We start from the raw sequence: 19333 nt of genomic DNA, 5'->3' as shown, positions 1-19333 counted from the left end.
CGAGCAAGCCCGCTCCCATAGGGGAATGCATTTCAAATGTGGGAGCGGGCTTGCTCGCGAAGGACTCGACACGGTCCACCAGAATGAACGCGGTACTTGTTTTTTTGAATTCGAGGATTTTGAAATGTCCACAATGATACGTCCGGCACTGAGCCTGCTCGTGCTGATGACCCTGATCACCGGCGTCGCTTACCCTTTGGTCGTCACCGGTGTCGCCCAGGTCGCGTTCCCGGATCAAGCCAATGGCAGCCTGGTGCGCGACGCCGACGGCAAAGTCCGCGGCTCATCGCTGATTGCCCAGGATTTCGTCGGTGATGCCTGGTTCCATCCACGGCCATCGGCCGGCGCGTTTGCCACTGTGTCGAGCGGCGCCAGCAACCTTTCGCCGAGTAATCCGGCGTTGGCGACGCGGGTGATTGACGATGCCAACAAACTGTTGGTGCCGGGCCAGGGGCCAGTGCCTTTGGCGATGGTGACCACCTCCGGCAGCGGGCTTGATCCGCACTTGCCACCGGCAGCGATTGCCTATCAACTGGCGCGTGTCGCGGCGGCGCGTAATTTGCCGGTGTCTACGCTTCAGCAACTGATGGATGCGCATGTCGAGCAACCGCTCGTTGGCCCGCCAGTGGTTAATGTGCTGGCGTTGAACATTGCGCTGGAAAACCTGTAAATCGGTGGTGCCGCCAATCGCCAGCAGGCTGGCTCCCACAGGGGATCTTCAGTGTCCACAAATCCAATGTGGGAGCTAGCCTGCTAGCGATGGCGACAGAACAATCACCACATCAACACCTGAATAAAGTGAGCTTCAAGCATGAGTGACTCCGGCCGCGCCGACGCGCTGTTAGCAGACCTGCCCCGCGATGGCCGTGGCCGGCTCAAGGTTTTCCTCGGCGCCGCGCCCGGTGTCGGCAAGACCTACGCCATGCTGCAAGCGGCCCACACCCAATTGCGCCAAGGCGTGAAAGTCATCGCCGGCGTGGTCGAGACCCACGGTCGCGCCGAGACCGAAGCGCTGCTCGGCGGCTTGCCGCAACAGCCGTTGGTGCGCTCGGAATACCGGGGCGTGATGCTCGAAGAAATGGACCTCGACGGCCTGCTCGCGGCCCAGCCGAAACTGGTGCTGGTGGACGAACTGGCCCACAGCAATGCCCCCGGCAGCCGTCACGCCAAGCGCTGGCAAGACATCCAGGAACTGCTCGCCGCCGGCATCGACGTGTTCACCACGGTCAACGTTCAGCACCTCGAAAGCCTCAACGATCAAGTGCGCGGGATCACCGGCGTACAGGTTCGCGAAACCCTGCCGGACTGGGTGCTGCAAGAAGCCTACGAACTGCTGCTGATCGACCTGCCGCCACGCGAACTGCTTGAGCGTCTGCGCGACGGCAAGGTCTATGTGCCGGAACAGGCGCGGGCGGCCATCGATGCCTTCTTCACCCAGACCAACCTCACGGCCCTGCGCGAACTGGCCATGCAAACCGCCGCGGCGCAGGTCGATAATGACCTGGCCCAGGGTTATCGCCAGCTCGGCCAAGCGGCGCCAGCGGTGCGCGGACGATTGTTGGTCGGCGTCGATGGCGATGCTCAGGCTGAACGCCTGGTTCGTCACGCCAGCCGTGTCGCCCAGCGTCGACATCTGCCATGGAGTCTGGTGCACGTGGACAACGGCAGCGTGCGCGACGAGCAATCGCGCCTGCGCCTGCAAAGCGCCCAGCAACTGGCCGAGCGCCTCGGCGGCGAAGTGGTGTTGCTGCGGGCGGGCGAAGTCGCCAAGACCTTGATTCAGCACGCCGCCGAACGCCGTGCCAGCCTGGTGCTGGTCGGTCAATCGCGCCAACGTCTGCGTCGGCGGTTGTTCGGTGGCGGTCTGGCGTCACGCTTGCTGCGCGATGCGCGTGGGCTGGAAATCAACGTCCTCGACAGCGATCACGAACAGCATCAGCCACGTCAACGATCGTCTCACTCGCTGGTCTGGTTCGACTACGCGTTGGCGGTGGTGGCGACGGTTTTGGCCAGTGCGTTGGCCTGGGCAGTGGCGAGCGTTTTGCCGCTGCCGAACATCTCGCTGGTATTCCTTGCTGCCGTGTTGCTGGTGGCGGTGCGCAGCAGTCTCGGCCCGGCGCTGGCCTGTGCGGCGCTGTCGTTTCTGACCTACGACTTTCTGTTCATTCCGCCAAATTTCTCGTTCAGCATCCAGCGCGAAGAAGACGTGCTGACCTTGCTGTTCTTCCTGCTGATGGCGGCCCTCACCGGTAACCTCGCGGCGCGGCAACGGCGGCAATTGCAGGCGCTGCGCGATACCCAGGAAGAGACCACCGAACTGCTCGACCTGTCACGCAAACTCACCGCTGCCACCGACCGCCAGGCCGTGGTCAGCGCCGCAGCCCAGCACCTCAACGGCTGGAGCGATCTGCAATTGTGCCTGCTCAACCAAGACGGCCAGGGCGGCTGGAAGGTCGAAACCGGTGGTCCGCTGGAGTTTTCCGAAGCCGAACGCGCCGCCGCCGATTGGGCCTGGCAACACGACCAGCCGGCGGGTGCGGGCACGGGCACGCTGCCGTTCGGGCGTTGGTGGTGGTGGCCGTTATCGGTGGAGGACGGACCGTTGGCGCTGCTCGGGGTGTGTGCCAAAGAAGGCCAGACCTTGAGCGGTCAGCGTCGGCGTTTGTTGACGGCGTTGAGTCAGCCGCTGGCTCAGGCGTTGGCACGCGCGCAACTGGCCGAAGACCTGGAAGCGGCGCGCCTGCATGGCGAAACCGAGCAACTGCGCAGCGCCTTGCTGGCGTCGGTGTCCCACGATTTGCGCACGCCGCTGACGTCCATGCGCGGTAGCATCGACAGCTTGCTGGCCCTCGGTGAAGCCATCCCGCTGGAGGATCGCCGCGAATTGCTCGAAGGCACCCGCGATGAAGCCGAGCGCCTCGACCGTTACATCCAAAACCTGCTGGACATGACCCGCCTCGGTCACGGCGCGTTGAAGCTGGCGCGCGACTGGGTGTCGCCGGCTGACATCGTCGGCAGTTCACTCAATCGCCTGCGCGCGGTGCTGGCGCCGTTGCAAGTCAGCACCGAAGTACCGGCCGAGTTGCCGCTGCTGTACGTGCATGCCGCGCTGATCGAGCAGGCGCTGGTCAACGTGCTGGAAAACGCTGCGCGTTTTTCACCGGCTCACGGTCGATTGCAATTGCGCGCCGGGGCCGACGACAGCGAACTGTTTTTCTCGGTCAGCGATGAGGGCCCAGGGATTCCGGAGGAGGAGCGGGCGAAGATTTTCGACATGTTCTACACCGCCGCCCGCGGTGATCGGGGCGGGCAGGGCACGGGGTTGGGGCTGGCGATCTGTCAGGGCATGGTCGGCGCCCATGGCGGTCGGATCAGCGTCGCCGACGGCATCGAGGGGCGCGGCACCTGCATCACACTGCACTTGCCCTTGCAGGAACAGCCGGGCTTTGAAAGTGAAGCCTGATACCCTTTGGACATCTCCATGCCGCGACCGGAAACCATGAGCCAGACCGCGACCATTTTGGTCATCGACGACGAACCGCAGATCCGCAAATTCCTGCGCATCAGCCTCACTTCCCAGGGCTACAAAGTGCTGGAGGCTGGCACTGGCAACGAAGGCCTGGCCCAGGCGGCGCTGAACAAACCCGACTTGCTGGTGCTCGATCTCGGCCTGCCGGACATGGACGGCCAGCAAGTGCTGCGCGAGTTTCGCGAATGGTCGACGGTGCCGGTGCTGGTGCTCTCGGTGCGTGCCAGCGAAGGGCAGAAGGTGCAAGCGCTCGATGGCGGCGCCAACGACTACGTGACGAAGCCGTTTGGTATTCAGGAGTTCCTCGCCCGGGTGCGGGCCTTGTTGCGTCAGGCGCCGGTTGGCGAAGCTCAGCAGGCGGCATTGACGTTCGGCCCGCTGACCGTGGACCTGGCGTATCGCCGAGTGCTGCTCGACGGCACCGAAGTCGCGCTGACCCGCAAGGAGTATGCGGTGCTGGCGCAATTGGCGCGGCATCCCGGGCGGGTGATCACGCAGCAGCAACTGCTGAAAGATATCTGGGGGCCGACGCATACCGAGGACAGTCATTACCTGCGGATTGTGGTGGGGCATTTGCGCCAGAAACTGGCGGATGATCCGACTCAGCCCAGGTTCATCGTGACCGAGGCGGGGGTTGGGTATCGGTTGTTGAGTGAAAGCAGTTTCTAGATTTTTGGTGTCCGGACTATTGTCTTCGCGGGCAAGCCTCGCTCCTACAGGATTTGAGTCGTTCACAAAGCTCGCGAACGATTCAAATCCTGTAGGAGCGAGGCTTGCCCGCGAAGAGGCCGGATCAATCACCCGAGAACTTCAAGAATCCCGAGTCTGCTCATTCTCATACCGATCCAGCGTATCCCGAGCAATCTCCCGTCCCAGCGCGATCAACTCCGGCGCCTTGTAAAACTCGAAAAACCGACACACCCGTTTCGGCACGTTGATCAGGATATCCGGCGGATATCCGGCAATCTTGTACTGCGCCAACGACGTCTGCATCACCTCGAAACTTTGGTTGATCAGGTCCAGCAAGGACGCCGGCCCGACGTTGTCGATGATGAACGAACCTGTGGCGGACTTCGGCGCACCCTCGCGTTCAGGGGCGGCCGCCGGTTGCTGGGCTTCGGGTTCGGCGGATTCGATCCAGGGGTTGATATCGGCCGCTTCGGCCATCAAGGCTTCCTTTTCCAGCAGCAGCAATTGTTCCGCCTGTTTGCGGCGGAACGGCAGTTTCGATCCCAGCGAATTGATCAGGCTGTCGAACCGGGTCTTGAACGCCGCCGGGCGCTGGATCACCGGCAGTTGATAGTGGCGCTGGTTGGTGGAGTTAAGGTTGACTGCGATGATCAGGTCGCAATGACTCGACACCACAGGCACGATCGGCAAAGGGTTGAGGATGCCGCCGTCCACCAGCATGCGATTGCCCTGCATCACCGGGGTGAACAGGCTGGGAATCGCCGCCGACGCACGCATGGCCTGGTGCAGGCAACCTTCCTGGAACCAGATTTCCTGCTGGTTGGTCAGGTCAGTGGCCACCGCCGTGTAGGGAATGCGCAGGTCTTCGATATTGATCTCGCCGACGATCTTGCGGATCTGCCCGAAGACTTTTTCCCCGCGAATCGCGCCCAAGCGGAAACTGACGTCCACCAGACGCAAGACGTCGAGGTAGTCCAGGCTTTCGATCCAGTCGCGATAATCGTCGAGTTTGCCGGCGGCGTAGATTCCGCCGACCACGGCGCCCATCGAGCAACCCGCAATGCAGGCGATGTCGTAGCCGCGCCGTTCGATTTCTTCAATGACACCGATATGGGCATAGCCCCGTGCTCCGCCTGAGCCCAGCACCAGTGCGACACGCTTTTTCATGAATCGCCCTCGTCTGACAAGGTTCAACAATGCACCCATCGAGGGGCGCGCTTCAATCGCTAAGGTCGCTCGGTGGGGCAAACACGTCGTTTTTTCGACACTCTATGGCGGCACATGGGTATTCTCGCAAGCGCCAAAGTTTGCGCGGCGGACCAAGGCACTTTTCACGTGCCAGACCGTCTTACCTGCACGACTGTTTACCTATTCTTGAGGTGTGAGTGATGAAAGCCTGGATCTGTGTGCCTTTGATTGCCCTGGCGCTCGCCGGTTGTGCCGGCAAAACCGCTTACCGTGACAGCTGCGGTAGCAACCTCGATGCGGCATGGCATGAACTGGACCTGGCCAAGGCCGAAGGTTTCGCCGGCACCGTCAGCTACTCCAAGGCCTTGTCGTTGTTGACGGCGGCCAAGACCCAGCAGCAATTCGAAGGCTTCGAGGGCTGCACCAAGAAGGCCGAGAAGGCGCGCTTCTATATTCGTGAGTCACGCGCTGGTCGTTGAGGCATGATCTAGGCTTACGGAAATTCGCTTCAGGGAGCAAACGATGTCTGCCTTGGTTGATCGGTTGGTGGCTCATGTTCTGGGTCTGGAAGTTCGTCTGCTGGCGTGCCAGGCGCGTTTGAGTGCGCGCACCGACCCGGAAGCGCTGCACGACCTGCGCACCACGGTTCGCCGTTTGCGCAGTCTGTTGCGCCCGCTACGCGGGCTCCCCGGGGTCGAGCAGCTGGAAGCGGCGGCGTCCCGGGTGGGCGAGTTGACCACGCCGTTGCGCGATCGCGAGGTGCTGGCGGCGTACTTGCTCAAGCACGATCAACCCGAGGCGGCGCAACGGCGCATGGCGCAGATGTCTGCGGCGTATCCGGTGGTGGCGACCAGCCCCGAAGTGACGCAGTTGTTGATGATCCTCGATGCTTTTCCGCGTTTTATCCGTGCCTCCCAACGCCAGGGTTTGCTCAAGGGCTTGCGCAAACGCATCGAAAAACGCCTCGCCAAACAATGGAAGAAGCTGGATGAGGCCCTGCACGATCCTGCCCACGATCGCCATCGCTTGCGCCTGCTGATCAAGCGTGTGCGCTATGGCATCGACGCCTATCCCGAACTGGATCGATTGCCTGAAGCGGCGATGCCGCGCTTGAAGTCTGCGCAAGGTGCCCTGGGCGAATGGCATGACTGTTTTCAATGGCTGGCCAAGGCTGAACAGGAACCCGATCTGCAACCTTGCGTCGCGGTCTGGAAAACCACCATGGCCAAGGCCGAAGGTCGCGCCGATCGCGTCCTCGACAAACTCAGCGCCACCTGCTTCAAATCCTGACCCCCCTAAATCCCTGTAGGAGCTGTCGAGTGAAACGAGGCTGCGATCTTTTGACTTTGATTTTTTAAAAACAAGATCAAAAGATCGCAGCCTCGTTTCACTCGACAGCTCCTACAGGGGGCCGTGTGTATCCGGCTTATCTGTCAGTCTATTTGGCCGGAATAAGCGCTGTGCCGCTTTCGTCGGCTGGTTAAGATCACAACAACTTTTTTGTGTCTCGAGGTCTTCATGCGCTTTTCCGATCTGCTCGATGCCGTCCGCAGCCAGCCGCTGGAGCTGTCTATCCCGGCCGAATGGGCGCAGGGGCGTGCCAGTTTCGGTGGCCTGGTGGCCGCGTTGCAATACGAAGCCATGCGCGCAAAAGTCCCGGCGGACCGACCGGTGCGTTCGCTGGCGATCACCTTCGTCGGGCCGGTCGAACCCGAAGTGCCGGTCAGTTTTGAGGTCGATGTGCTGCGCGAAGGCAAAGCCGTCAGCCAGGTGCTGGGCCGGGCGATGCAGAAGGGCCAGGTGGTGACGTTGGTCCAGGGCAGCTTCGGTGCCTCACGACCTTCCGAAGTCGCGGTCGCGGCCGAGCCTGCACCTGAAATGAAACACTGGGACGAGTGCCAGGAACTGCCGTACATCAAAGGCGTACTCCCGGAATTCATGCGGCATCTGGCGATGCGCTGGAGTGTCGGCGGTCTGCCGTTCACCGGCAACAAATCCCGCGAGATGGGCGGCTGGGTGCGTTTGCGTGGGGACGTGAAGGAAGAGGCGGTCAGTGAGGCGCATATTCTGGCGCTGGTGGACGCCTGGCCACCGGCCCTGTTGCCGCACCTGAACAAGCCCGCGATGGGCAGCACGCTGACCTGGACCATCGAATTCGTCCAGCCGTTGCTTGAATTGAGCACGCTGGACTGGTGCAAATACCTGGTTGAAATCGAGCATGGCGCCGACGGCTACGGTCACGCAGCGGCGAAACTGTGGCGCGCGGACGGTCAGCTGATCGCCATGAGCCGCCAAACGGTAACGATTTTCGCCTGATCAGTGACGACTGTGGCGCTCACGCCAGGCGCGCCACCAGCCGCCGCTGAGGAAGAATCGCGGGAAGGTCAGGAACTGCTCGACCAGCAAGCGCGAGAGCGCATCTTTGCGATCACTGAACGGCTCGGAGGCTTGCGCCTCCAGGCTGTGGCCATGGCGCTGCAAGCCCAGCGCGGCGATCACGCCAATGACGCCGATGGCGAAGTTCGCAAAACTCAGGCCGAACACCCCCGAGACAATCAGCAAAAACGCCACGATAAACAGCGGCACCGCAATCAGGTGTAGCACCAGGTTAGTCGGGTGCTGGTGATTGCCGGGGTACGCGCGCCATTGCCAGGCGGGAAGGTTGGGGTGACGTTTGCCCATGATGCTGATCCTCGATCCATGTTGAACACATGATTGAAGAATAGGCTTGGCTTATGCGGGCGGCGAATCAAGGTTGGCTATCGGAGTGATAGCGGCCATGGTCGGGATTGATTGGGACCGGTCTGACGCCTTCGCGGGCAAGCCTCGCGCCTACAACATCAAAAGCATCGCCAACCCTTGTAGGAGCGAGGCTTGCCCGCGAAGGGGCCTTACAGCTTGAGCTGCCCTATGGCCTTATTCAATTCCCCAGCCAACGCCGCCAGCTCATTACTGGTAGTCGCCGAATCCACCGTCTGCTGCACCGTGTTCTCGGTCACATCGCGAATACTCACTACCGCCCGGTTCATCTCTTCCGCAACCTGACTTTGCTGCTCGGCCGCCACCGCAATCTGCGTATTGCTTTCGCGCATCTGCGCCACTGCGCTGGTGATATGCGCCAACGCTGCGCCAGCCTCTTGGGCCTGTTGCACGCAATCGTCGGCCTTGAACGAGCTTTCCTGCATGAAGTCCACCGCGTCTCGGGTCCCAGCCTGCAACGCGGAAACCATCAAAGTGATTTCATCGGTGGACGTCTGCACACGCTTGGCCAGGTTGCGCACTTCATCGGCGACCACTGCAAAGCCGCGGCCCATTTCGCCGGCACGCGCCGCTTCAATCGCGGCATTCAGCGCCAGCAGATTGGTCTGCTCGGCAATGCTGTGAATCACGCCGACCACGCCGTTGATTTTCTGACTGTCCTCGGCAAGGCGCTGGATCATTTCGGCCGTCTGCTGCACGCCGCTGGACAACCCGGCGATGGATTTTTGCACCCGACTGACCACTTCCTGCCCGCTGCCGGCCAAGGTGTCGGCGGTTTGCGAGAGGTCGCGGGTCGCGCCGGCGTGCTGGGCGATGTGATAGACGGTGGCGGTCATTTCGTTGATCGCCGTGGCGGCCTGATCGGTTTCACTTTGCTGGCCGAGCATGCCGTGACGTACTTCATTCATGCTCGAGGCCAGCCGCGCCGCGCCGACATCCAGTTGCCGGGCGGTGCTGGCGACGGTGTTGACCACTCGCTGGTAACCGGCCTGCATCGCGTTGAAGGCGTTGGCCATCTGCCCGACTTCGTCCTTGCCGGCCAGCGGCACACGGGCTGACAGGTCGCCGGTTTTCTCAACGTGGAGCATCACATCTTTCAAGGTGTTGAGCTGACTCAGCAGGAAGCGGATCAACAGTTGCGACGCACCGAGCATCGCCAGCATCAGGATGAACACCGCCACCGCGTAATTGGCGAAACGTTCGCTGAACACCTGGCTCAGGCTCGGGCCATAAGCGATTACCGCGACCTGTTGACCGTCGGGACGAGCAAGCACCTCGGCGCCCATCAACGGGTTGTCGCCGAACAGCGGCATGACGTTGATTCCGACCCAGCCATTGGCATCGGCGAGTTCCAGCACCGGCTGCTCATTCAGCAACGGCGCCTGCCCGCGACTGAAGGTCAGCAGGTTCTCGGCCTTGGGCAGCGGTTGTCCTGCAGGCCAGGCATTGAGCAAGCGAGCCTGGGCCTGAGCCGACGCTTGAGCCGCGTGGCTGCGGGCCTGTTGCTCGAGCTGCACGGCGTACAGCACCAGCAAGAGGGTGGTGAAGAAGGCGACCGCATTGACCGCCCAGAATTTGTATTTCAGCGAGATATTGCTAAGCCAGGCACCCATGGAGGTTTTCTCTGATAGCGGAAACAGCATTGGCAAGGTGCCAGCATTGTGCCGCTATGCAGGGATTCTGGACTTGATGTGGATCAAAGGACGACCACACATTCAATGTGGGAGCGGGCTTGCTCGCGAAAGCGGTGAATCAGTCGACATCTACATTGACTGTTCCACCGCCTTCGCGAGCAAGCCCGCTCCCACAGGGGGATTTGTGATTATTGGGAGATGGAGGGCAGGCCGTAGAACGCCCGTGCACAGGCAGTGGTGTGGGCAGCCAGATTCTCTTCCGTTTCGCCTCGATGCAACGCCACCTCGCGCAGCACTTCCGTCAAATACGCCGGTTCATTGCGACCGTTTTTCGGCTTGGGCCGCAAGCTGCGCGGCAGCAGATACGGCGCATCGCTCTCCAGCATCAAGCGTCCGCGCTTGATCTCTTTCACCAGCGGATGCAGGTGCGTGCCCCGGCGCTCGTCGCAGATCCAGCCGGTGATGCCGATGTGCAAATCCAGATCGAGGTAACTGAACAGCGCCTTCTTTTCCCCGGTGAAGCAATGCACCACCGCGGCCGGCAGTTGATCGCGGTAATCACGGAGGATTTCCAGCAGCCGCTGACTGGCATCGCGCTCGTGGAGGAATACCGGCAATTGCAGGTCGACCGCCAGCGCCAGGTGTTCTTCGAGGACTTTTTCCTGCTGTGGGCGCGGCGAGAAATCGCGATTGAAATCCAGCCCGCATTCGCCCACCGCCACCACATTGGGTTCCTTGAGCAAACTGTGCAGTTGCCGAGCGCTATCAGTGTTCCAGTCGCTGGCCGAATGAGGGTGAATGCCCGCGGTGGCGAACAGCCGCTGAGCTGATTCGTCGAGCTGCCGGCACAGTTCCAGCGCCTGCTCGCTGCCTTCGACACTGGTGCCGGTCAGGACCAATTGGCAGACCCCCGCGGCGTACGCGCGATCGAGTACGGCCTGGTGTTTATCCGAAAAACTGGGGTTGGTCAGGTTGACGCCGATATCGATGAGTTGCATGGTGCTACCTCGGACCAAAGGCCGGAAAGCATATCAGAGCTGTAGATTTATAAGAAAAGCCAAGAACTACAACGGGTTAAAGCTGTCTGTTGATGCCGCGAGACAAGCCGGGGTGGTGAATGTGCCATCAGTGTGCCACTCTTTCGCGCTTTGCCAGCGCTCAAGGCGCTCTGTTTCTGTCGTTCGATTTCATGAAAAATCGTGAGGTCGGCCCAGTATTCTTTCCGGAGAGTGGATGACACGTCCCTCGATGTTGCTACTGCTGTGTTGTTCGTTGCTGCTGCCGATGCCGGCGGTCGCACGTCTGGCCGGCCCGCTGCAAGCCGTGCCGGCGGCCAAGGTCCGTGACCTGGCGGAGATTCGCAGCAGCCGTGTATTGCGGGTGCTGGTCAACCAGAGCCGCAACAGCTCCGGCGAAGTCCAGGGGCAGGCCATCGGTGTCGAATACCACCGCCTGCGCGCCTTCGAGCAATACCTCAACGGTCACGCCCGTGACTGTCAGGAAATCACTCTCAAGATCATTCCCAAAGGCAAGGATCAACTGCTCGGTGCCTTGCAGCGCGGGGAGGGTGACCTGGTGGCGCCGGGGGAACTGCTCGATTTGCAACCGGGCCATGCCGTCAGCAGCAGCGAACCGATTGCCAGCAACATCCCGCTGGTGCTGGTGGGGATCAAGGGAGAACGCCGTTACACCCGCGTCGAACAACTCTCGGGTAAAACCCTGGCGCTGCCCACCGGCAGTGCGGCCGGGGACGCGGTCAGTCAGATCAATTCAAAGCTCGCCCTGCACAAACTGGCGCCGGTGAAGATCGAATGGGTCGACCCCAGTCTGGCGGTCGAGGATGTGCTGGAAATGGTCCAGGGCGGGATCTTTCACCTGACCATCGTCGAGCAACCGATTGCCGAGCGCTGGGGCAAGATCCTGCCTAAGTTGCGCTTCGATAAACAAGTGCCGATCAGTGAGCCGGGCGAGGAGTTCTGGTTCGTGCGCCGCGACGCCTCGATGCTGCGCGCGAGCATTGACCGCTTCCTGACCACCTACAAGAAACCGTCGGACCAGGACGCAGCGTTCCTGCGCATCTATCGACGCCTGTATCAAGTGCACTATCCCTTGGCCAAGGCCGACCGGCAGCGTCTGGAAAAACTTCGTCCGGTGCTGCAAAAGCACGCGGATGCCCAAGGCATGGACTGGCTGAACCTGGCGGCGCTGGCCTTTAAAGAGTCGGCCCTGCAACCCAATGCCCGCAGCGGCAGCGGCCCCACTGGACTGATGCAGATCACTCCGTCCGCCGCCCAACGCGTTGGGGTCAACAACATTCAGAACCTCGACGCCAATGTTCAGGCCGGCGCCAAGTACCTGGCGATGATCCGACGCAAGTTTTTCGCCAGCCCCAAACTCAACGAGCGTGAGCGCATGGCGTTTGTGCTGGCGGCCTACAACATGGGGCCGGAACGGGTTCAGGGCATGCGCGCCGAAGCCCGGCGGCGCGGCTTGAATCCCAATCAGTGGTTCTTCCAGGTCGAGCGCATCGCCATGGAGCAGGTGGGAATGGGCGCCGTCAGCTATGTTAATAGCGTGAACAAGTATTACTTGGCGTTCGATCGTGAAAGGGAGTCGTTGGAGCCCCAGGGGCAGAAAGTCGCCTCACGCAAATGATCGACTAAACTGATCGTTATGTCGCAAAAAATGCGCTTTTAACATTTGGTTTATCGATTAATATAGCGGCCAACCAACACACAATCACAATGGATGACACAGCATGAGCTCACTGATCAACAAGGTACTGTTTACCCGCGCTGGCTACGGCTTGACGGTTCTGCGGATCTTCGTCGGCATCATCTTCGCTGCTCACGGCGCGCAGAAACTCTTTGGCATGTTCGGTGGTTACGGCATTGCCGGCACCGCGCAGTACATGGAAAGCCTGGGTCTGGCACCGGGTCACCTGATGGCGATTCTGTCCGGTGGTACCGAGTTCTTCGGCGGTCTGGCACTGATCATCGGTCTGCTGGCACGTCCGGCAGCGCTGGGTCTGACCTTTCTGTCGCTGGTCGCCATTTTCACCGTGCACATCAGCCATGGCCTGTTCATGTCCAACAACGGTTATGAATTCGCCCTGGCCTTGCTCGGCGGCAGCATCGCGGTACTGATCGAGGGCGCCGGCAAACTGTCGGTAGACCGCGCGATCGCTGACTGACCGCTCTGGCTCAACGAAAAGGCCCGCATTGCGCGGGCCTTTTTTGTTGCGCGTCATTCTTGACACTGTCCGGTCAGCTTCTCTAGGATGCTGCTCATGCGCCGATTTAAACAGCTACTTGCGGGGCGCCAGGTGACTTATCCAGTTGCCGATAGAAGCTTGAAACAGGCTTCGAAATACCGCTAAAGCGCTGGTTCGGTGTTGCCTCTCACCTGCCATGCAGACTTTTGAGGCAGAGACACGACCCAATGAATGCACTAAGCCCCGTTGTACGCCCCGCGCCGATCACGGCACACCTCACCCAGCGCAATCCAAAAATCCTGCTTGGCGGAAAACATCAGCCGACGCTCCTGCGTTATCTCGATGGCTGGCCACGTCGTACCGGCGGCCCCGCAGCGTTCCTGATCCAGTTTGTCGAAGACGGTGAATCACTGGCGCGATTTGCCAGCGACAGTTTTGATCTGGCGGTGATTCAATCGCCCAGCATTGAAGACGCGCCGCAAGTGATCAAGCAACTGACCCGGGTTGCCCGGCAAGGTCTGATTACACGCCGCTGAGGCTTAGAGATACTCGATCGCAACGATGTACACGCACTGCTCACCGGTCGGTGTCTGGACCCGAACCTCGGCGTCCAGCGCCTTGCCAATGAGCGCACGAGCGAGCGGCGAGTCGATGCTGATCAGGCCCAGTTTCAAATCCAGCTCATCCGGCCCGACAATGCGGTAGCGTGATTCTTTGCCGTCTTCATCCTCGATGGTGACCCAGGCGCCGAAGTAAACCTTGTTCGGGTCGCTGGGCTTCTCGCTGACAACCTTCAGTGCTTCGAGCCGTTTGGTGAGAAAGCGCACGCGACTGTCGATTTCGCGCAGCATCTTTTTGCCGTAGGTGTATTCGGCGTTCTCCGAGCGATCACCCTGGGCCGCCGCCTCGCTGACCGATTGCGTCACCTGAGGCCGACGGACATGCCAGAGATCATGGAACTCGGCCCGCATCCGCGCTTCACCTTCGGGGGTGATCAGCGCGGTGCCAGCGGTGCGGGGAGGGCGATAACGGCTCATGGCAACTTCTTGTGAGGGAAAGGCCTTGAGTCTATCAACCCTCGCGCAACACTGTCAGGGGGCTGGCGTTCAGCGCACGACGGGTACCGAACACACCGGCGGCGCCGATCAGCACCGCGCCAATCAACGGCAACACCAACAGCCACGGATGCGGATGCCACGGCAGGTCGAAGGCATAGCGGTAGAGCACCAGGCTCACCAATTCCGAACCGAGTGCCGCCAACAATCCGCTGACTGCGCCGAGCAAACCGAACTCGATCCGCCGCGCCTTGACCAGCAACTGCCGTTCGGCCCCCAGCGCTCGCAGCAACGCACCCTGGCGAATGCGTTCATCGAGGGTCGCCTGCAAGCCCGAGAACAACACCGCCATCCCCGCCGCCAAGACAAACAACAGCACATACTCCACCGCCAGCGTCACCTGAGCGAGGATGCTGCGCAGCTGCTCCAGCAAGGCTTCGACTTGCAGGATGGTCACCGCCGGGAACGCGCGGGACAGGTCGACAATTTGCTGATCGTGACCCGCCGCCAGATAGAAACTGGTCAGGTAGGTCGCCGGCAAATCCTTCAACGTGCCGGGCTGGAAAATCATGAAGAAGTTCGGCTGGAAATTGTCCCAGTTGATCTCCCGCAGACTGGTGACCTTCGCTTCGCGATTGACCCCGCCGACGGTAAAGACCATGTGATCGCCGAGTTTGAGCTTCAGGCTCTCGGCAACCTTGCCTTCCACCGACACGCCAGGAATGTCATCGGCTGGCTGTTCGCTCCACCAGTTGCCCGCCGTGAGTTTGTTGCCCGCCGGCAGGTCCGCCGCCCAGGTCAGGCTCAAGTCGCGCTGGATCGCCCGGTCACCCGCCGAATCCTTGCTGACGATCTCCTGAACTGGCTCGCCGTTAATGCTGATCAGTCGTCCTGGCACCACCGGGTACAGCGGCGCCGATTGGGCGGACAGTTCGATCAGGCGATCGGTGAAGGCCTGTTTGTCGGCGGGCAGAATGTTCAGGGCGAAATAGTTCGGCGCATTTTTCGGCAGCTGGTTCTGCCAAGTGTCGAGCAATTCGCCACGCAGCAATGCGATCAGCGCCATGGACAACAGGATCAAGCCGAAGGCCAGGGCTTGCCCCGCTGCCGCCAGGGGATGACGCAGCAATTGACCCAGCCCGAGGCGCCAGGGCAATGAAGCGCGCGCCAGCATCCGCCGCAGGCTTTTGAGCAGCAGCAACAGCAGGCCGCCGAGGATGACCGCCGCGATCACGCCGCCACCGAGTAGGGCGAAGGTCAGCACCAGGTCGAGGCTCAGACGCCACATGATCAGACCGAGGGCGCCCAAGGCGGCGCCATAGACCATCCAGGTGCTGGACGGAATCGGCAGCATGTCCCGACGCAAAACCCGCAGCGGTGGCACTCGACCGAGAGCGGCCAGGGGTGGCAGGGCAAAACCGGCCAAGGCCACCAGTCCGGTGCCGATCCCGGCGATGGCGGGAAACAGGCCGCCCGGAGGCACATCGGTCGGCAACAAATCATGCAGCAACGCGAACAATCCCAGCTGTGCGAGCCAGCCGAGGAGGGCGCCGCCGAGGCTGGCGAGCAGGCCGAGCACCGTCAGTTGCAAACTGAACAGCACCATGGTTTCCCGGCGCGACAGGCCCAGGCAACGCAGCAAGGCACTGGCATCGAAGCGGCGGGTGGCGAAGCGCGTCGCCGACAGCGCCACAGCCACGCCGGACAGCAGAACCGCCACCAGACTGGCCATGTTCAAGTAACGCTCGGCCTTGCCCAGGGCGCCGCCGATCTGCCGGTTACCGTCGCGAGCATCCTGTATGCGCTGGTTGGCAGCCAGGCCGGGTTTGATCAGTTGACGGTAGGTTTCCAGCGCCTCGGCTTTGCCGCGCCAAAGTTCGCGGTAACTGACCCGGCTGCCCGGTTGCACCACGCCGGTCGCAGCGAGGTCGCTGAGGTTGATCAGCACCCGCGGTGTCAAGCTGTAGAAATTGCCGGCACGGTCCGGTTCGTAGGTCAGGACGCGCGCCAGTTTCAGAGTGCGCAGGCCGACATCGATGCTGTCGCCGATCTTCAGGTCGAGCGCGGTCAGCAGTCGCGCTTCGACCCAGGCTTCACCCGGTTTTGGTCCACCACCCGTTTCCTCCGGGGCGAAGGGGGCCGGCGCGCTTTTCAGTTCGCCTCGCAGTGGATAAACGTCGTCGGCTGCCTTGATGCTGGACAGCTGAATGCCGTTGTCGGTGGCGATGACACTGGAGAACTCCACCACTTGAGCGTGTTCGAGTCCCAGTTCCGTGCCGCTTTTGATCTGTTCCGGCCGCGCGGGAGAGCTGCCTTCAAGCAACAGGTCGGCGCCGAGAAACTCAGTGGCGCGCAACATCATGGCGCCATTCAGACGGGCGCCGAAGTAGCCGATGGCGGTACTCGCCGCCACGGCGACCACCAGGGCGAAGAACAACACGCGCAGCTCACCGGCACGGGCATCGCGCAGGAGTTGGCGGATGGCAAGGCTGAACAGGCGCAACAGCGGCAGGCGTGCCATCAAGGCTCCAGAGGGGCGACCAGCAGGCCGGCTTCAAGGCGGATCAGGCGCCGGCAGCGATGTGCCAGGCGTTCGTCGTGGGTCACCAGCACCAGGGTCGTGCCGCGTTCCTGGTTGAGTTCGAACAGCAAGTCGCTGATGCGCTCGCCGGTGTGGCTGTCGAGGTTGCCGGTGGGTTCGTCGGCGAACAGCACATCGGGTTCGGCGGCAAACGCACGGGCAATCGCCACGCGCTGTTGTTCGCCACCGGAGAGCTGGCGCGGCGAGTGGGTCAGGCGCTGGCCGAGGCCGACGCGCTGGAGCAATTGAGTCGCACGCTCGCGGGCGTCTTTGCGGCCATCAAGTTCCAGCGGCAGCATGACGTTTTCCAGCGCGTTGAGGCTGTCGAGCAGTTGAAAGGACTGAAACACAAAACCCACATGCTCGGCCCGAATGCGCGCGCGCTGGTCTTCATCGAGATTGCTCAGGCCCTGGCCGGCGAGGGTGACTTCACCGCTGCTCGGCAGGTCGAGGCCGGCGAGCAGGCCCAGGAGGGTGGATTTGCCGGAACCGGAGGCGCCGACGATGGCCAGGCTGTCACCCTTGTTCAGTTCCAGGCTGAGTTCGTGCAGGATAGTCAGTTCACCTTCCGCGCTGGGAACCACTTTGCTGAGGTTCTTCGCGGTGAGAATGCTTGCGCCCATGGAGAATCCGATGCGAGTGTGGTTTTTGAGTGCTGGCCTGGCCTTGATGTGCATGGCCCAGAACGCAGCGGCGGGTACAGTCCTGATCGTTGGCGATAGTATCAGCGCCGGTTTCGGCCTGGATACCCGCTTGGGGTGGGTCTCGTTGCTTGAGCAACGGCTCAAGCGCGAAGGTTTCGACGATAAGGTGGTCAACGCCTCCATCAGTGGCGACACCAGTGCCGGAGGCCAGGCGCGCCTGCCCGCGCTGCTTGCAGAGCATAAGCCTGAGCTGGTGATCCTCGAGTTGGGAGGCAATGACGGCCTGCGCGGAATGCCCCCAGCTAATTTGCAACAAAACCTTGCGTCGATGATCGACAGCTCCAGGAACAGTGGCGCCAAGGTGCTTTTGCTCGGCATGCAGTTGCCACCCAACTACGGCGTTCGTTACACCGAGGCCTTTGCGAAGGTCTATAGCGCGCTGGCCGAGGAGAAAAACATCCCGCTGGTGCCGTTTTTTCTCGACGGCGTGGGCGGCCATCCTGACCTGATGCAGGCCGACGGATTGCACCCGGCTGCGGGCGCTCAGGACAAGTTGCTGGAAAATGTCTGGCCGACACTGAAACCGCTGCTTTGACGCTTTTCTAGCGGCGGTGTTTCGGCTAAGGTGGCGCCCCCGATTTGGAGCCCCCGATGCCGCGTCCTGCCTGGTCCCTTTTTGCCTACCAACTGATCGAGCCTGACGAACAGCTGGATCTGTTCGCCTGCCAGGAAGTGCGGGTGCATCTGGTGACTCGTCAGCTGGAACTGGGCGGTTCGGCCGATCGAACCTTGTGCGGCAGCCTGCTGCCCGCGCAACCGCGCTGGTCGAGTGTCGACCGCCGGGTATTCCAGGACCAGCGCCTGTGTTCGCTGTGCCGGGCCATCCTCGAATCGCAGAAACGCGGCACCTCGCCGATCTGGCCAGAATTGCGATTCGAGCTGTAAAGCGTCAAAGATAGCTTGCTATCGGCCAACTCCCCGAAATTCCGGAGGCCGGTGTACAATCGCGTTTTTATACCCTTGTCGATCATGCGAAGGATTTTCCGGATGTTGCCGCGTTTTCCTGCCGTCACCCGCTGCCTGTCTCTTGCCGCCCTTTGTGTGGCGGGCCCCGTAGCCGCATTGGAGCTGCCCCTGCCACCGCCCGGTGAAGACATCGTCGGCCAGGTGCAAGTGATCAAGGCCAAGTACGAAGACACCTTCGCCGACCTCGGCACCACTTACGATCTGGGTTACTCGGAGATGGTTGCGGCCAACCCTGGCGTCGATCCATGGTTGCCGGGCGCAGGCACCGAGATCGTCCTGCCGACGCGCTTCATCCTGCCGCCGGGCCCGCGTGAAGGTATTGTCATCAACCTGGCCGAGTACCGCCTCTACTACTACCCGAAAGGCCGGAACGTGGTGTACACCTTCCCGCTGGGTATCGGTCGTGAAGGCTGGGGCTCGCCGATTGCCCACACCAGCATCATTGCCAAGACGCCGAACCCGACCTGGACCCCTCCAGCGTCGATCAAGGCCGAACACGCCGCTGATGGCGATCCGCTGCCGAACGTTGTGCCGGCCGGCCCGGATAACCCGCTGGGGCCGTTCAAGTTCACACTCGGCACGCCGGGCTACCTGATCCACGGTTCGAACAAGAAGTTCGGCATCGGCATGCGCACCAGCCACGGCTGCTTCCGCATGTTCAACAACAACGTGCTGGAAATGGCGGGCATGGTGCCGGTCGGTACGTCGGTACGCATCCTCAGCGATCCGTACAAATTCGGCGTCAGTGGCGGCAAGGTGTATCTGGAAGCGCACACCCCACTGGACGACAAGGGCAACCCTTCTGTGGTCGACAAGCACACAGCGGTGATCAACGCGATGCTCAAGCGTGAGGACATCACCAATAACCTGCGCATGAACTGGGACGTGGTCCGCGACGTCGTTGCCGCCGAAGATGGCCTGCCGGTGGAAATCGGCGTGCCGAACACTTCCGCGCCGATGGTGACGAGTGCGCCGATCGACCCACTGCAGTAAGGCTTGAAAAGAACCCGCC

19 protein-coding genes are annotated in these 19333 nt (G+C 61.7%); 12 read left to right on the top strand and 7 right to left on the bottom strand.

Going from position 1 to position 19333, the window contains the following annotated elements:
- The first annotated feature begins 124 nt into the window (after nt 1–124).
- The 3 genes from kdpC to ACA049_RS21930 all read left to right on the top strand — a co-directional run bounded on the left by kdpC (nt 125) and on the right by ACA049_RS21930 (nt 4198).
- The gene (kdpC, locus tag ACA049_RS21940) at nt 125–670 is read left to right on the top strand and encodes a potassium-transporting ATPase subunit KdpC (RefSeq protein WP_497329794.1); all 546 of its coding nucleotides are present in this window, start codon (nt 125–127) and stop codon (nt 668–670) included.
- A 141-nt stretch (nt 671–811) separates the two neighbouring features.
- Entirely contained in the window at nt 812–3463 is a 2652-nt protein-coding gene (locus ACA049_RS21935; RefSeq protein ID WP_497329792.1) for a DUF4118 domain-containing protein, read from the top strand.
- A gap of 36 nt (nt 3464–3499) precedes the next feature.
- Nucleotides 3500–4198: a response regulator gene (locus tag ACA049_RS21930; RefSeq protein WP_497336936.1), complete on the top strand. Its 699-nt coding sequence runs from the start codon at nt 3500–3502 to the stop codon at nt 4196–4198.
- A gap of 141 nt (nt 4199–4339) precedes the next feature.
- Here the strand turns inward: ACA049_RS21930 and ACA049_RS21925 are convergent, their stop codons facing one another.
- Nucleotides 4340–5386 (bottom strand): patatin-like phospholipase family protein, encoded by a 1047-nt coding sequence (locus ACA049_RS21925; RefSeq protein WP_497329790.1) that lies wholly within the window; start codon nt 5384–5386, stop codon nt 4340–4342.
- Nucleotides 5387–5607: 221 nt separating this feature from the next.
- Between ACA049_RS21925 and ACA049_RS21920 the strand changes: the two genes are divergently transcribed.
- From ACA049_RS21920 to ACA049_RS21910, 3 genes are all read left to right on the top strand, one after another.
- Complete coding sequence (locus ACA049_RS21920) at nt 5608–5886, top strand: hypothetical protein (protein ID WP_034150181.1); 279 nt, start codon at nt 5608–5610, stop codon at nt 5884–5886.
- A gap of 43 nt (nt 5887–5929) precedes the next feature.
- The gene (locus ACA049_RS21915) at nt 5930–6697 is read left to right on the top strand and encodes a CHAD domain-containing protein (protein ID WP_497329788.1); all 768 of its coding nucleotides are present in this window, start codon (nt 5930–5932) and stop codon (nt 6695–6697) included.
- Between the two features lie 228 nt (nt 6698–6925).
- Complete coding sequence (locus ACA049_RS21910) at nt 6926–7723, top strand: acyl-CoA thioesterase (RefSeq protein ID WP_497329786.1); 798 nt, start codon at nt 6926–6928, stop codon at nt 7721–7723.
- Here the strand turns inward: ACA049_RS21910 and ACA049_RS21905 are convergent, their stop codons facing one another.
- From ACA049_RS21905 to ACA049_RS21895, 3 genes are all read right to left on the bottom strand, one after another.
- Nucleotides 7724–8089 (bottom strand): terminase, encoded by a 366-nt coding sequence (locus tag ACA049_RS21905; protein WP_497329784.1) that lies wholly within the window; start codon nt 8087–8089, stop codon nt 7724–7726.
- 209 nt (nt 8090–8298) lie between these two features.
- On the bottom strand, nt 8299–9780 hold the full coding sequence (locus ACA049_RS21900) for a methyl-accepting chemotaxis protein (RefSeq protein WP_497329782.1): 1482 nt from the start codon (nt 9778–9780) through the stop codon (nt 8299–8301).
- A 209-nt stretch (nt 9781–9989) separates the two neighbouring features.
- Nucleotides 9990–10799: a TatD family hydrolase gene (locus ACA049_RS21895; RefSeq protein WP_497329780.1), complete on the bottom strand. Its 810-nt coding sequence runs from the start codon at nt 10797–10799 to the stop codon at nt 9990–9992.
- 235 nt (nt 10800–11034) lie between these two features.
- On the opposite strand from ACA049_RS21895, the gene ACA049_RS21890 reads away from it, so the two are divergent.
- The 3 genes from ACA049_RS21890 (at nt 11035) to ACA049_RS21880 (ending at nt 13551) form a co-directional block, all read left to right on the top strand.
- A complete protein-coding gene (locus ACA049_RS21890; RefSeq protein WP_497329778.1) occupies nt 11035–12456 on the top strand; it encodes an MltF family protein in 1422 nt (473 codons plus the stop codon).
- A 103-nt stretch (nt 12457–12559) separates the two neighbouring features.
- Nucleotides 12560–12994: a DoxX family protein gene (locus tag ACA049_RS21885; RefSeq protein WP_497329776.1), complete on the top strand. Its 435-nt coding sequence runs from the start codon at nt 12560–12562 to the stop codon at nt 12992–12994.
- A 248-nt stretch (nt 12995–13242) separates the two neighbouring features.
- Nucleotides 13243–13551, top strand: coding sequence for a class I SAM-dependent methyltransferase (locus ACA049_RS21880; RefSeq protein WP_497329774.1), 309 nt, complete (start codon nt 13243–13245; stop codon nt 13549–13551).
- Between the two features lie 3 nt (nt 13552–13554).
- Here the strand turns inward: ACA049_RS21880 and greB are convergent, their stop codons facing one another.
- The 3 genes from greB to ACA049_RS21865 are packed head-to-tail and all read right to left on the bottom strand — an operon-like array spanning nt 13555 to nt 17274.
- Nucleotides 13555–14052 (bottom strand): transcription elongation factor GreB, encoded by a 498-nt coding sequence (gene greB, locus ACA049_RS21875; protein ID WP_497329772.1) that lies wholly within the window; start codon nt 14050–14052, stop codon nt 13555–13557.
- Between the two features lie 34 nt (nt 14053–14086).
- A complete protein-coding gene (locus ACA049_RS21870; protein ID WP_497329770.1) occupies nt 14087–16591 on the bottom strand; it encodes an ABC transporter permease in 2505 nt (834 codons plus the stop codon).
- Complete coding sequence (locus ACA049_RS21865; RefSeq protein WP_109633656.1) at nt 16591–17274, bottom strand: ABC transporter ATP-binding protein; 684 nt, start codon at nt 17272–17274, stop codon at nt 16591–16593. Before ACA049_RS21865 ends, ACA049_RS21870 begins: the two co-directional genes overlap by 1 nt.
- A 10-nt stretch (nt 17275–17284) precedes the next feature.
- On the opposite strand from ACA049_RS21865, the gene ACA049_RS21860 reads away from it, so the two are divergent.
- The 3 genes from ACA049_RS21860 (at nt 17285) to ACA049_RS21850 (ending at nt 19314) form a co-directional block, all read left to right on the top strand.
- Nucleotides 17285–17890: an arylesterase gene (locus tag ACA049_RS21860; protein ID WP_497329768.1), complete on the top strand. Its 606-nt coding sequence runs from the start codon at nt 17285–17287 to the stop codon at nt 17888–17890.
- Between the two features lie 56 nt (nt 17891–17946).
- Complete coding sequence (locus ACA049_RS21855; protein WP_003226812.1) at nt 17947–18240, top strand: hypothetical protein; 294 nt, start codon at nt 17947–17949, stop codon at nt 18238–18240.
- Nucleotides 18241–18342: 102 nt separating this feature from the next.
- Nucleotides 18343–19314 (top strand): L,D-transpeptidase family protein, encoded by a 972-nt coding sequence (locus ACA049_RS21850; protein WP_219095320.1) that lies wholly within the window; start codon nt 18343–18345, stop codon nt 19312–19314.
- Nucleotides 19315–19333 lie beyond the last annotated feature (19 nt).

It is taken from the genome of Pseudomonas sp. LBUM1662, from assembly GCF_059695915.1.
The sequence above is the reverse complement of the archived record's forward strand: the minus strand, read 5'-3'. Positions and strand labels throughout refer to the sequence as shown.